This is a genomic window from Methylobacterium sp. Leaf85, from assembly GCF_001422125.1.
In the GTDB taxonomy this organism is placed as follows: domain Bacteria; phylum Pseudomonadota; class Alphaproteobacteria; order Rhizobiales; family Beijerinckiaceae; genus Methylobacterium; species Methylobacterium bullatum.
On record NZ_LMME01000018.1, the window covers coordinates 18,595 to 30,540 of the forward strand.

An 11,946-nucleotide genomic window follows, 5' to 3' on the forward strand; every position below is an offset into this window, starting at 1 on the left:
TTATTTCTCATCGATCCCCGGCATCCAGAAGGAGGTTGCGGCTGCCGTACATGCGATAATCGAAGGGGCCTAAGCCCTGGCTAGCGTCAGCCTGCGCCAGGACCCTTCCCAGGGCTCCACCATGAGGACGCGGTAGGTGTCGCCCTCGACCTCGATGGCGCAGGTGCCGGCCGTGCGGCGCTGCCGGACGCGGAACGCGGTGGAGTTCGTGAGGGCGACGATCTCCTCGCCGGCCTCCAGGTCCTCCAGGTCACCCTCGCCGGCGACGACGATCTTCACCGCCTCGCCGCTGTCCTTCGTGGCCTCGACGTACTGAGGATTGAGAAGCTGGAGCTTCACCAGGCCGCCCCCGTCCGCGAGCGCCGACGCAACCTGCCAGAGCGCGGACGAGATCCAGAGGAGGTCCCCCTTCTCAAGGTGCGGCGCGTCAATCTCGTTGATGCTGGCGAGGGTCTCCCCGTCCAGCATGGGGACCTCGCCGTTCATGCGGTCCTTGACGACCTCGCGTCGGATGAAGGAGGCGCGGAGGGGCACCATGCCGTGCACCCTGCTCTCCAGCCGGGCGGGCTCCGCCAGACTCGACTGCGTCAGGGTGCGAGCCAGGACCGCGAACAGGGGCGAGGTCACTGGGCGGCTGCCGCTTCGAGCGCCGCGACCTTGGCCGTCAGGTCGGCTAGGGTGTCCGCCAGCGGGCCCTTGCCTGGCTCACCGCTGCCGTCACCGTACTGGAGGACCTCAAGGTAAGCCCGGGCTTGCTGCGAGTAGATGCTGAGCTCGGAGAGGACGAGGTCCAACGCCTGCCCCTGAAATGCGATGTCCCGCGCCTCCAGGGGCACCGTGCGGGTCGCACGCGACTTGATGAGGCCGGTGTCCAAGGGCAGGCCCAGGTAGTCCAGTGTCGCGTCGGCGGTCACCGAGAAATCAACGTCCTCGCCAGGCACGATGATTATCCGCCCCTGCGTGTCGAACCCGACGTATGAGTTGCCGCCGAAGGGGGATTTGAGCAAGTAGGGGAGGTCCTCGGGCAGGGTCCCGGCAGGGATCTGAATGGTCCGATTGAAGCCCGCCCATTTGAATGTGAATGTGAAGTCGTTGAACGCCTCATCGACCGGGAAGGTGCCGACCAGCGTCTCAGGCCCCACGGCAACGGCGCGCCTCGTCTTGACCGCGTTGGCGTTGAGGGCGCCGTACTGTCCCTCGACCGTGTCGATGCGCTGGTACTGGAGGTTGTCGATATTCCCCCGGATAGTCGCGAGGGCCGACGTGAGCCGCTCTCCGACCCGCTGACCCTGGGACCGATCGCCGATGTCGTCCGTCGTTGCCTTCGCAGGCACGGGCTCGACGTTCATGACGAGTTGGTCCGGCCCCAGTCCAAGCATCGCGATGGCGGCGGGGGAGGCTCCGGTGAAATCGTATGGCTGCGTGCCCGAGATCGCGAACCTGTCGCCGCCAAGATCGGTGCGGAAAACGGTCGCCTGGAACTGGACGTTGATCGCAAGGCCGGCATCCGCGAATGACGCGCCGGCCGAGACGTAGGCAGTGCGCGGCTGCCCCCCGATGAGGAACGCGATTTCCGTGTTCTCCCCGGGCGATTGGTAGGCGTTGGCCGCCGAGAGACCGTACGGGTCCGCCAGGAACACGGGCTCCCCCGGGTCGACCGGACCGCCGCCGGAAGGTCGGGCCGCGAGCTCGGCGATGGCCTCCTGCACGGTGTCCCCGGCGACGCCCGGGACGGGCGCCAGGGGGACGGCCGCGGCGACGATGGCGATGATGGCGGGGATGTGGGTCTGCATGTCAGGCGGTCCCGTCGATGGTCGCGGCGGCGAGTATGGGCATCTCGAAATCGGAATCTGCGAGGAGGCGGAGGAGGGCCTGGCCCTCGTCCGTCAGGGCCACCGTCCACGTCCCGGCGCGGAACGGGAACATGACCGCGCGGGCGGCGTCGCCCTGGAGGGCCCCGACCTGGGCGGCATGGCCGACGTACAGGGTGCGCCCGGCTGGGACGTCCAGCATGAACAGGCTGGCGGCGCCGGATACGACGCCGTCGAGGACGCCCGGAACGTCCGCATTTACGGTCGCCCGGTAGACGCGGCCGCCAAGGGGAAAGGCGTCCGCGGTCTCGGCCCGCTCGAACAGGGCGCCTGCGATGAACTTGTCGGCCATGGGCCCCTCGACCCCCCTCTGGGCCTGAGACACGGCGTCCTCGAACGGGCGCTGCATAACGGGCCGGTACTCCGCGCGGGGGATCTCGACCATCAGGATGCGCGGGCGACCCAGGTTGACCACCTTGGGCAGCGCCTTGACCTTGCCCCGGCCGTTGATGAAGCGAGTCTTCGCGTTGCCGTACTCGTCGGCCTGTGCGCGCACCCTAGGCGGCCTGGCGATGTACCCCATGAGGCGGCTGCCACCCACCTTCACCTCACCCCGGTAGACCCCCCAGCGCCCTGCCACGGCCCGCTTCGCGTACTGCCCTTCCGCATTGCGGGCGAGCCTGGCCATGGTCGCCCCGGGAAGGTCATGCGAGCGGTTGGGCTTGATGCCCTGCGTCAGGGCCAGGTTCTTCCAGTGAGAGACGAGGATGCGGTCCTGGGCCAGTCCCACGTCGCCGGGGAGCCTCGTGTTCCGGCTGTCGCCCATCGCGTACTTCATGACCACGCTCTGGGGGTCCGCTACGTACGCCTCCGCCTCGACCCCGTCCCTCAGGGACCGCCCCTTCCCCAGGCTCCGACGGTATTGCCACGCCTGGAGCATCCACGGGGTGGCGTCCTTGAAGACGTCATCGGTCGCGTCTCTCATATGGACTTTGACCGCTTTTGCGGACTCGTCGACAGTCCACGCGGCCGCCCGCTCGAACTTCCGATAGCTTGTCTCGGAGACGTACTGCTCCTCCCATGAGCGTATGGCTCGCGTGAGGTCCTGCACGAAACGGGCGTAGGTGGGAGGGGCTGCCATGGGCGTTTCGTACCCGGCATGGCGTGGCCCGATGAAGGTCACGCCTACGGCCCTGGGGAAGGCAGGGAGGCTCTCCCGGTAGCCTACGGCCCGATGGCTGCGCGGGCTCTCCCGAGGCTACGCCCTGACCATCCAGGGGGCTTCCCGGTGCCTACGGCCCTGACCCTGAAACGAGGAACCCCGCCACCGGAGACCGGGACGGGGTTCGGGGAGATGAGGTGCATCGCCGTGCCCATGCGAGAGCCTCATCAAGGTAGCCAATTCGCCCGACTTCCACAAGGGCAGAAGCGTCCTAACCTCCGGTCCGGGCAAGGAAAATAGGCCTTCTTGATGCCTACGGCCCTGTCCCGGAATAGGGCGTCCTGGAGGCTACGCCCTGGCCTCGGTGGGGGTGACCCGAGGCCTCCGGCCCTTGCCCTGGGAGAGGTTCACCTTCCGGCTACGCCCCAATTTTGGGGACGCCTTCTTGGTATCCCCAAGACGGTCCGGGACGATGCGGATCGGAAATGCGCGTATGCCAGTCGCGTTCTCGTCCGCGCACACAGATTTGGCGATACGGCGAGCGGCGGCCTCAAGCTCGGTCCACGACGTATAAAGGCCCTGGCGACGGTCCTGAGCCATCTCGGCCCTCGCGCACCCGATTTGATACGCGATCATCGCATCAAGCCTTAGTGCGGGATCCCAAGGCAGGGAACGAGGGGCGGGAGAGGCGGCGGAGGGAGCAGGGGCGCCCACGGGGGCAGGGACGGGAGGAGACGCCGCCAGGGCGGCGGCCCCGGCGCGGGGCACTTGTAGTATGATTTGACGCTTAGTCGTTGAAGTTCCTGACGAAATCCTGGTGAACGTGGCGTCGAGAACGTCGGCCATAATCGCCGTCACCTGGTTCCCCGATTTCGCTGCCACACGGAAGGAATCGTGCACTGGCAGGCAGGCGATGTCGGCCTTCCGGCACCTCTTCATGACCTCAACGGCCATGGCGCTGTCGATGCCCATCAGGCGCACGCCGGCGTCGCTCCCAAGGAACCCGGCGATGGGCGCGTTCAGTTCCGCAATGGCGTCTACGAGCCCCTGCGTGTAGGTCCGCGTACCCGTCCACCCGTCCCGCCACATGAGGGCATCGACGGCGCCCTTGAGCCCGCCCTTCGCGTTTATGCCGATATTGAGGGCCAGCTTGCCGTGGTCCCGCTCGTGCTCACCCGTGTCGTAGACGTCCCGGGGCATGGTCGCGCCAACCATCGCGTACAGGAGCGTCGGGTGGAGCATGGCGAAGTCGGGCTCGACAGTGAGCTCGCCGTTGATGAGGAGCTCGGCCCTGCGATCCTTGGGCAGGGACTGCCACCAACCGTACAGGCGCCCGTGACAGTCGAATCTCCCACGTCCGAAAATGCGGACGATCTCCGGGCTGGGTGTCGGAAGGGCGCAGGCCCACGTCTCCACCCCGTCCTTGACCTTCCGTGCCCTCAGGTGATGGCGCGACCTCTGCCAATCCTCGGGCGAGGCGTCGGGGGAGACCTCGACACGCATGCCACTCAGCCACTCGTTCAGGCCGTCGGCTTCCTTGCGGATCCGCTGCGCCCGCTCGGTGTCCGGGATGGCGACGGTCACGCCTGCCTCGTCCCGCATGATGATCGAGGATGCGGGGCGCAGGTGCTCGAACCGGGCGTCGCCGAGCCGCTCGATGAGGAGAGGCGTGGCGCGGAATCTGGACTGCCTGGGGACCTCGTCGAGGTGGGCACCCTGGCGGGCGCGGTCCTCCTCGAACAGGCCGGCATCGACGCCGGTCTTCATGGCGTGGATGACGTTGTCGTACGTCAGGTCCCCATTGGCTTCGCGGTTCGCGTACCAGTTCCTGGACCGTGAGAACGAGACGAATGGCTGGCTCGTCTCTGCCGCGAGGCCCCCGGTCGCCACGAGGATCCCAAGGGCATTGCGATAGGAAGAGCGGCCTGTGAGAGGCAGGCCGCAGGCTGCTAGGGCGGGCTCACGGGCACGCCAGTGACAGTGGAGCACCCTGTCCGGGCGCAGATCTGAGGGGGGCATGGATCTCGTCGCATGGGAGGGATGGACGTCCCATGCCGGCACCTCTGCGGCCTGGAACCCCTCAAACGTGCGCGCGTCGTTCGAATTTCGCCAGCCTTCTCAGGGGCATAGCCTTAACGGCTGAGCTTAACAGACCCATGCCCCTACCTCAGCCCATGTCGTCCCCATCGGAAGCCCATTTTCTCCCATGAGAAGCCCATGGGTTTCGGGCGACCTTCACTCTGTGACCCTGGACAGGCTGGACTGCCCTGGCGGTCATTCAGGGGCCTTCACGGGGCATGTGAATTTATTTGTGGTTTGTCCCGTCAGTCCTTGCCCGCCCCCATGGAAGGCCCATCGCTCCCCATCGAGGGCCCATGGTCGGCACGAATCGCCCATGGTGAACCGCCCCGGGTTTCCTGGAGGCTCCAATTCTTGAGAGGATGGAGCCATGACGAAGCGAACCCCACCGTATCCTCCCGAAGTCCGCGAACGTGCCGTGCGGATGGTTTTCGACCATCAGAGGTATCATGGCTCGCAATGGGCGGCGATCCGGTCGATCGCCACCAAGATCGGCTGCTCGGGCGAGACGCTGCGCAACTGGGTCCGGTAGTCCGAGCGTGACCGAGGTCAACGTGCTGGGCCGCCGACGGAGGAGCGCGAGCGGATCAAGGCGCTGGAGCGTGAGAACCGCGAGCTCAGGCAGGCCAACGAGATCCTTCGGAAGGCGTCGGCATATTTTGCGATGGCGGAGCTCGACCGCCCATTCAAACGATGAAAGCGTTCATCGACGCGCACCGCGATGCCTACGGGGTCGAGCCGATCTGCAAGGTGCTGCCGATCGCCCCGTCGACGTACTACGCGCATGCCGCGCGGCGCGCCGACCCCGGCAAGCTACCGGCACGGGCCAGGAGCGACGCCGTGCTGATGATCGAGATCCGGCGCGTGTTCGAGGCGAACTTCTGCGTCTATGGCGTGCGCAAGGTCTGGCGACAGCTCGGCCGGGAAGGGATCGTGGTGGCCCGTTGCACCATCGCGCGGCTGATGCGGACGATGGGACTGAGGGGCGTCGTGCGGGGCAAGACGGTTCGGACGACGAGACCCGATCCGGCAGCTTTATGCCCACTCGATCACGTCAACCGCCAGTTCAAGGCACCGCACCCGAACGCCCTGTGGGTCTCGGACTTCACCTACGTCGCGACCTGGGGCGGCTTCGTCTATGTGGCCTTCGTGATCGACGTCTTCGCCCGTCGCATCGTCGGCTGGCGTGTGTCCCAAACCGCTCATGCCAGCTTCGTGCTGGATGCCTTGGAGCAGGCCTTGCACGAGCGTCGTCCGGTCCGGGGTGGCGGCCTCGTGCATCATAGCGACAGGGGCTCGCAATACCTGTCGATCCGCTACACGGAGCGGCTCGCCGAGGCCGGTGTCGAGCCGTCCGTCGGCAGCGTCGGTGACAGCTACGACAATGCTCTGGCCGAGACGATCAACGGCCTCTTCAAGGTCGAGGTGATCCATCGCCGTGGCCCGTGGCGCTCCTTCGAGGCGGTCGAGTTCGCCACCCTCGAATGGGTCGACTGGTTCAACACCCGCCGCCTGCTTGAACCCATCGGGAATATCCCTCCCGCCGAGGCCGAAGCGCGCTACTATGCCCACACCAAGGTGCACGCCTTGGCCGCTTGACCCAAAGCAAATGGCCTCCAGGAAACGCGGTGCGGTTCATGGCGTTCTTTGAGCCCGGTTCCCACGCCCGGGGGAACGACCTGTCCCCATGCCCTGGTGACGCCGGTCCGACGCGGCTTTGCTGAGCTCCTGACCCCTCAGGAGAGCTCCCGTGTCACACGTCTCGTCTCACCGCGCCCGCGTCACCGACCATGCCGTCAGGCGCTTCGCCTAGCGCGTCCTGCACCGTACCGTCCCTGCCGGCCTGACCGACCGCCAGGCCGTGGGCGCGCTCCTGGCGCAGGGCGTGGACGTCCCCGGCGTACAGGCGCGCCTGGCGGCCATCGGGGGGATCGTTCTGGCGTCCCAGCAGGTCACCGGCACCGTCCTCGTGGCGGATGAGGGCATGCGCGTGCGGGTGGCCGACGGCGTCGTGGTGACGGTCCTGACGCCTCCGCCGCGTGTCCGTCCCGCCCGGCACCTCATGGCCATGGGGCGCGCCGCCTGAGGGTGCGTGGCCTTGCACGGGCCACGGGCGAGCCGGTCCCCTTAGGACACTGAGGCCGTCACCGGCGGCCATGCCCCCGAGGCCCCGTGTCCGCCCAAATCATCCCATTCCCCGAACGGCCGCTCGCCGACCCCTGCGGGGATCCGGTCGCCTGCGGTCACCTCGTCGAGCTCCCGGGCTCCGAGGGACGCACCCTGGTCTGCCTGCGCTGCGGGCTGGCTGGCCATGACGACACCCGCCTGACCGCCCTCGACGCGGCTCTCGCAATCGAGGAGGCCGCCGGTGCCTAACCTTCCTTCCGCCTACGCCTGGCTCTCGAAGGAGACCGGCCCCCGCGTCCTGATCGAGGCCCTCGCCCTGTACGGGACCAAGGAGACCTCCGGCGCCGCCAGCAACCCCGTCATCCTGGCATGGGCCAAGGAGACCGGCCTCGCCGGCGAGTACAAGGCAGACTCCATCCCGTGGTGCGGCCTGTTCGTCGCCATGGTCGTCAAACGGGCCGGGTTCGAGCCGGTGAAGGGCCCCCTCTGGGCCCGGAATTGGGCGACCTGGGGCACCAAGGCGGACAAGCCGTCCCTCGGTGACGTGCTGGTCAGCCGCCTCCATCGCCGCCGCGGACGCACGCCGGGCAATGGGTAGTGTCTCAGTTTGAAAATTGCGTCAGAGCTTTTTCCACGTAGCGCCGGATTTCGCGACGCAGTCGGGTGGGCAGGCTTTGCGCATCGCAATGCGATAGCCAAGGTGTTTCATAACCTCTCCAACAATCGTCCCAGCTGCGACGGCAGCGTTGTGCCGGCTTTTGTAGGCATCACCGTACTTAGCCTGCACCATTCGGTCGATGGCAGCCACCGCAGGAATCCCTGCATCCGCTGCCATTGTAGCGGCCTCCTTTCCTTCCTTTGACCAAGCAATCTCTACAATATTCAAGTACAAGGGGTCATCCATCGACACCCCGCCTGTGCTCAATGCGAGCCCGTTGCTATCAATCAATTCTTTAATGTAGCTTCCGCTCGGATTATTCCGCGCGTTCTCATATAAATTACGTCGATGGTCGATCGTCATTTTCTTGAGATCGTCGAGCGTATATATTTTTGCAGGCATCACAGACTCGCAACTGATTGTTTCTATACGGACCACGCTTTTCGCCGGTCGGCGCGGATGCCTTCACGAGCACGATCCGAAGCCGTTTCATGGCTATCGGGCACCGAGCAAGGTTCGACGTATTTCCTGTGCTTCCCGAAACGGGCGCCCACGCCTTGTGCCAAGCAGCCCCAAAACTTCAATATTTCTCAAAAAGTTCATATCGCGAACATTGCTTATTTCTGGGTTTTGCCGGAAGGCAAATCCCATAAGAGTGATTTCTAGCCAAGCAATGTCTTTCTTTTTAGATGATCTGGCCTGACTATATTTTCCTGTGTTGTCTTGTATGAGGGGGAGCAGAAACATAACCGGCGCCCCCCTCTGCTTTCCCATGCACTCGGTATAGATGTCTGTTTTGTGCTTTTGAAAAATCTCGCCCTTGAATCCATCTTTTGCAACAGTCATTCCAACGTACCAAGGCCGTATTTTATGCCCATATCTTATACCAAACACATAGCAACCTATCGCACCCGACAAGCCCTCATAAACACTACCAATATCTCTCCAAAAACTCAGCTGTGATACATGACAATCCCTATTCTCATGATTAATTTCATATGGACCGTAAGTATCGAAGAACGACATTTACGCTTGATCCCGGATAGCTGCGATAATCCGATTTGGCCTTTTGGTCCGGTGGGCATCAGAGCGAGCTTCCGCCTTTGAAGCGAAGCACGTTCTGCAACACCGCGATGGCGTCTTGTATATCTTTGATTTGGGCTCCCGTGATCGTTCGGTCGGCCTTGCCAACGTGCTTGGCGCTCTCGTTAAGAGCCGCCACCGTTTCGCTTACCACCGTCGCCATGTCTGCATCATCTTGAATGATCATCAAACCCTCCTGCTTAGCGCTAAGCATACGCCAGCCGCAGAGGCTGCGCGAGTGACTGGAACTCGAACGCGATGCTCAACTGTTCGGGATCAAATTTCAAACTGAGACACTACCGGGCAATGGCGGCCGAGGACGCCGCGGAGGCCTCGACGAATCGCCTGCGCGATCTGGAGTCCTCCCTGACCGCAAAGGCGGACACGCCCTGCGCCACGGCCGACGACGCGCGCCGCCTGAGGGACCTGTGATGCGCCTCGCCCTCGTCCCCGCCGTCGCCGCCCTCGGCCTCATGCTGGGGGGCTGCCCCGACAATGCCGCCCTCGACCTCTCGACCCGGCCGGCCCTGCCGCCGGTCCCTGCCGACCTAGCCGCCTGCTTTGCGCAGGCATTCCCGGAGATTCCGGATCGGGCCCTGTCCCGTGCCGACGTCGTCCGGATCATCGCAAACGCCAAGCTCACGGACCGCGCCAAGACGGCGTGCGGCGAGCGGCTCCTCGCCTGGGCGTCCGACGTCCAGCGCGAGTACGGGAGACACTGACGTGGACGCCATCCTCACCACCCTGATGGGTGACGCCAAGCCCATCGGCATCATCGCGATGCTAATCGTTGGCGTAGTGTTCGCCTTCCCCTGGATCAGGAAGGGCTTCCGCGAGATCTCAGATGCGGAGGCCATCCGGGTCGCGTCCGACGCCCTGCGCAAGGAGCTCGGGGAGCTACTCGACCGGGAACAAGCCAAGGTCGTCACCCTGACCGCCTCCCTCGACGAGGCCTCGACCCAAATGCGGTCTCTCCGCGAGGAGAACGGCGGGCTCCGGGCTGAGATGGCGGGCCTGCGCCGCGAGGTCCGGGCCATGGTGCGCATGTGCCTCTCGATGCGCCGCGCAATGCAACGGGCGGTCGACACGGGGGACGTCTCCCCCCTCCGCCTCTGGCTCGACCTCAACCCGTCCGACGACGAGGACATGAGGCCCGCGGCATGACCCCGGCGGCCGGCCTCCTCGCGCTCTACTGCGTCGCCGCGGCGCCGGCGCCGTCCGTGAATGCGGACGTCATGGCCGCGCTCCATGGCGCCCCGGTGCCGGCCGCGGCCGCAAAGGCGGACATCACGCTGGCCATCCGGGCCGCGGCCGCGCTGCGCAGGGGAGGTCGGCATGGCCATTGAGATCGCCACCCGCGCCGTCATCGAGGCAGCGAATCGCCTCGTGTCCCAGCGCCGGTGGTACCTGGAGCTACCGGACGACCGGCCCCTGCCGGACGATCTCGCGGCCGCCCTCGAACGGGCGCTCACCGCTCTCAACGCCGCGGAGGCCTCCTCGTGAGTGCGCAGGACCAGGCCACGGCGGACGCCCGCCTGTTCGCCCTCGACGCCCTCCGTGCCGCCCGTGCCGCGATGGCGGCCCCCGGGGTCCCCGCCGGCGAGGCCATGCTTGCGGTGTTCGCCGTCCTTGCCGTCGCCGCACTATTCCCGGACTTGGTCACCGAGGAGCCCGCGGGGGGGGGCTGGTGACGGTCGCTCCCCGCGGGGGATGCTGGGCTTCAGGGTGCAACTGCATGGCCGCAAAGGCGGACATCACCCTGGCCAACCACTCCGTCCTACGGCTGGGATAAGTGGCAACCTCCCTCGGACCTCTCGCCCTGAAGCGGACGTTCCGCCTCCGACCCATTGCAGTCATTAAGGTCTCAAACGGTGATACTTCGCTGATCGCAAAACCAAGGCTCAATGTGCCCGGCGATTGCGCAAGAAAACCAAATGGCCGATCCGACCAACAAGCCAACCAAAGCTGTAAATCACTATCATGGTTCCGATGTAAAGCATTGGAGTTACAAGATTATTGGGCAGTTGGTTTATGGTGGGCGCAAACCTTGCTGCCTTAATGATAGCAAGGGCCGGGACGATAGGAATCGCTTCCACAAAAAATGTTGCCTCATCGTCTCCTTGTAGTAAGGCAGCGTAGAACCACGAGACGAGCGAAAGTGCTGCGTAGGCTGCAACGAGAATGAGCCCGATCTTGCTGATGCTCTTGGCTCTTATCCGCATTGAACCTATTAGCCCCAATTCTTTGGAACAGGGTGTACTCAGGAGCGATCATACGCAACATGTACATCAAACTGTACCGGAACGGTCTGCAGCGACGGCAAATCTTTCAGCGCTTCGATGCGAGCTTTATATATCCCAGGCTCAAGACTGTATCGCACGATTAGTTTTGCGTAATATCTCTCAGTAAATCCATCACCTATAGGATCATCATAGACTTTGTCGAGAATTAATTCATCATCTTTCCCGTTAAGCCGAACTATCGTCAAGCGTACGGGAATCGTCAAACCGTTATCAATTCGGCGTTTTGTTATGATGTTGTATCCACCGTGGCCGGCTATTTTTCTTACTCGATCCCGATCTTTATTTCGATCGGGATCATCACGACTGCCTGCATTAAAATACAAATTGATATAAAATGAATGGCGCGCTTTGTTCCATACGTCGAGTATAAATTCAGCTTGAGATGATTTGATCCCCGCCTGGAACGGTACTTCCTTACTATCAAATTCAGCCGCGTTCGTCGGTGCGTTCGCACATGCCAAAGCTCCCAACAAGACGATGTATATTGGCAACGTTCGGCGCTTCATATTCAAGATCACCATATTAGGCCATTAAAAAAATTGGCTGTAGCCGGGCTGTGGTCAGCCATCTGCGTTCAATGCGCTAGGCGTCACGAGAGTGCGTTCCAACGAGTAACGAGAGTAGATGCGATAGCAAAATCGTCCAGTTGGCAATGACTACTTTCCACCCAACTCGGTCATAGAGTCCAATCAGGCAACTGCTCGGAAGGAGGCGATACCGGGG

General features: G+C 64.0%; 17 protein-coding genes, 1 pseudogene and 1 other annotated feature. Of the genes and pseudogenes, 10 read left to right on the forward strand and 8 right to left on the reverse strand.

Translation table 11 applies throughout. The features are described 5' to 3' along the window. Positions 1-69: 69 nt before the first annotated feature. The 4 genes from ASF08_RS11840 to ASF08_RS11855 all read right to left on the reverse strand — a co-directional run bounded on the left by ASF08_RS11840 (position 70) and on the right by ASF08_RS11855 (position 4,863). Entirely contained in the window at positions 70-627 is a 558-nt protein-coding gene (locus ASF08_RS11840) for a hypothetical protein (RefSeq protein WP_056145433.1), read from the reverse strand. Continuing rightward, positions 624-1,793, reverse strand: a complete 1,170-nt coding sequence (locus ASF08_RS11845) for a hypothetical protein (protein WP_056145436.1) — start codon at positions 1,791-1,793, stop codon at positions 624-626. The genes ASF08_RS11840 and ASF08_RS11845 overlap by 4 nt, the downstream gene beginning before the upstream one ends. Position 1,794: 1 nt before the next feature. Beyond that, the gene (locus ASF08_RS11850) at positions 1,795-2,649 is read right to left on the reverse strand and encodes a hypothetical protein (protein ID WP_156629562.1); all 855 of its coding nucleotides are present in this window, start codon (positions 2,647-2,649) and stop codon (positions 1,795-1,797) included. Between the two features lie 672 nt (positions 2,650-3,321). Further along, positions 3,322-4,863: a hypothetical protein gene (locus tag ASF08_RS11855; protein ID WP_200931850.1), complete on the reverse strand. Its 1,542-nt coding sequence runs from the start codon at positions 4,861-4,863 to the stop codon at positions 3,322-3,324. 559 nt (positions 4,864-5,422) lie between these two features. Between ASF08_RS11855 and ASF08_RS11865 the strand changes: the two are divergent. The 4 genes and pseudogenes from ASF08_RS11865 (at position 5,423) to ASF08_RS11880 (ending at position 7,777) form a co-directional block, all read left to right on the forward strand. Beyond that, positions 5,423-6,651, forward strand: a pseudogene (locus tag ASF08_RS11865) (IS3 family transposase). Continuing rightward, positions 5,704-5,820: a sequence feature (AL1L pseudoknot), on the forward strand. It overlaps the preceding pseudogene by 117 nt. Before the next feature lie 262 nt (positions 6,652-6,913). Next, positions 6,914-7,138, forward strand: a complete 225-nt coding sequence (locus tag ASF08_RS11870) for a hypothetical protein (RefSeq protein ID WP_056145445.1) — start codon at positions 6,914-6,916, stop codon at positions 7,136-7,138. An 86-nt stretch (positions 7,139-7,224) separates the two neighbouring features. Then, positions 7,225-7,428 (forward strand): hypothetical protein, encoded by a 204-nt coding sequence (locus ASF08_RS11875; protein ID WP_056145448.1) that lies wholly within the window; start codon positions 7,225-7,227, stop codon positions 7,426-7,428. Beyond that, positions 7,421-7,777 carry a hypothetical protein gene (locus ASF08_RS11880; RefSeq protein WP_056145450.1) on the forward strand — a complete coding sequence of 119 codons (357 nt, stop codon included), beginning with the start codon at positions 7,421-7,423 and terminating at the stop codon, positions 7,775-7,777. The genes ASF08_RS11875 and ASF08_RS11880 overlap by 8 nt, the downstream gene beginning before the upstream one ends. A gap of 21 nt (positions 7,778-7,798) precedes the next feature. On the opposite strand, the gene ASF08_RS24780 is transcribed toward ASF08_RS11880, so the two are convergent. From ASF08_RS24780 to ASF08_RS11885, 3 genes are all read right to left on the reverse strand, one after another. Further along, positions 7,799-8,239, reverse strand: coding sequence for a hypothetical protein (locus ASF08_RS24780; protein WP_162238953.1), 441 nt, complete (start codon positions 8,237-8,239; stop codon positions 7,799-7,801). Between the two features lie 93 nt (positions 8,240-8,332). Continuing rightward, complete coding sequence (locus ASF08_RS24785) at positions 8,333-8,863, reverse strand: hypothetical protein (protein WP_156629564.1); 531 nt, start codon at positions 8,861-8,863, stop codon at positions 8,333-8,335. A 58-nt stretch (positions 8,864-8,921) separates the two neighbouring features. Further along, positions 8,922-9,107, reverse strand: coding sequence for a hypothetical protein (locus tag ASF08_RS11885; protein ID WP_156629565.1), 186 nt, complete (start codon positions 9,105-9,107; stop codon positions 8,922-8,924). Positions 9,108-9,226: 119 nt separating this feature from the next. Here ASF08_RS11885 and ASF08_RS26020 point away from each other — a divergent pair, with 119 nt between their 5' ends. Genes ASF08_RS26020 through ASF08_RS11905 form a run of 6 tightly spaced genes read left to right on the forward strand, consistent with a single transcriptional unit; the run spans position 9,227 to position 10,611 of the window. Next, positions 9,227-9,352, forward strand: coding sequence for a hypothetical protein (locus ASF08_RS26020; protein ID WP_274534491.1), 126 nt, complete (start codon positions 9,227-9,229; stop codon positions 9,350-9,352). Beyond that, entirely contained in the window at positions 9,352-9,642 is a 291-nt protein-coding gene (locus ASF08_RS11890; RefSeq protein ID WP_056145457.1) for a hypothetical protein, read from the forward strand. The genes ASF08_RS26020 and ASF08_RS11890 overlap by 1 nt, the downstream gene beginning before the upstream one ends. Position 9,643: 1 nt before the next feature. Continuing rightward, positions 9,644-10,084 (forward strand): hypothetical protein, encoded by a 441-nt coding sequence (locus ASF08_RS11895; RefSeq protein WP_056145460.1) that lies wholly within the window; start codon positions 9,644-9,646, stop codon positions 10,082-10,084. Further along, positions 10,081-10,266 (forward strand): hypothetical protein, encoded by a 186-nt coding sequence (locus ASF08_RS11900; protein WP_056145463.1) that lies wholly within the window; start codon positions 10,081-10,083, stop codon positions 10,264-10,266. The genes ASF08_RS11895 and ASF08_RS11900 overlap by 4 nt, the downstream gene beginning before the upstream one ends. Beyond that, positions 10,256-10,423 (forward strand): hypothetical protein, encoded by a 168-nt coding sequence (locus ASF08_RS25330; RefSeq protein ID WP_200931851.1) that lies wholly within the window; start codon positions 10,256-10,258, stop codon positions 10,421-10,423. Before ASF08_RS11900 ends, ASF08_RS25330 begins: the two co-directional genes overlap by 11 nt. Continuing rightward, a complete protein-coding gene (locus tag ASF08_RS11905) occupies positions 10,420-10,611 on the forward strand; it encodes a hypothetical protein (RefSeq protein WP_056145466.1) in 192 nt (63 codons plus the stop codon). Before ASF08_RS25330 ends, ASF08_RS11905 begins: the two co-directional genes overlap by 4 nt. Before the next feature lie 569 nt (positions 10,612-11,180). On the opposite strand, the gene ASF08_RS24790 is transcribed toward ASF08_RS11905, so the two are convergent. Further along, positions 11,181-11,729: a DUF5625 family protein gene (locus ASF08_RS24790; RefSeq protein ID WP_156629566.1), complete on the reverse strand. Its 549-nt coding sequence runs from the start codon at positions 11,727-11,729 to the stop codon at positions 11,181-11,183. Between the last annotated feature and the right edge of the window lie 217 nt (positions 11,730-11,946).

Coding starts and splice junctions, on each gene's coding strand:
- ASF08_RS11845 (WP_056145436.1), bottom strand. CDS start 1,793: ATGCAGACCCACATCCCCGCCATCATCGCCATCGTCGCCGCGGCCGTC.
- ASF08_RS11850 (WP_156629562.1), bottom strand. CDS start 2,649: ATGAAGTACGCGATGGGCGACAGCCGGAACACGAGGCTCCCCGGCGAC.
- ASF08_RS24780 (WP_162238953.1), bottom strand. CDS start 8,239: ATGCCTGCAAAAATATATACGCTCGACGATCTCAAGAAAATGACGATC.
- ASF08_RS24785 (WP_156629564.1), bottom strand. CDS start 8,863: ATGTCGTTCTTCGATACTTACGGTCCATATGAAATTAATCATGAGAAT.
- ASF08_RS11885 (WP_156629565.1), bottom strand. CDS start 9,107: ATGATCATTCAAGATGATGCAGACATGGCGACGGTGGTAAGCGAAACG.
- ASF08_RS26020 (WP_274534491.1), top strand. CDS start 9,227: ATGGCGGCCGAGGACGCCGCGGAGGCCTCGACGAATCGCCTGCGCGAT.
- ASF08_RS11890 (WP_056145457.1), top strand. CDS start 9,352: ATGCGCCTCGCCCTCGTCCCCGCCGTCGCCGCCCTCGGCCTCATGCTG.
- ASF08_RS11900 (WP_056145463.1), top strand. CDS start 10,081: ATGACCCCGGCGGCCGGCCTCCTCGCGCTCTACTGCGTCGCCGCGGCG.
- ASF08_RS25330 (WP_200931851.1), top strand. CDS start 10,256: ATGGCCATTGAGATCGCCACCCGCGCCGTCATCGAGGCAGCGAATCGC.
- ASF08_RS24790 (WP_156629566.1), bottom strand. CDS start 11,729: ATGAAGCGCCGAACGTTGCCAATATACATCGTCTTGTTGGGAGCTTTG.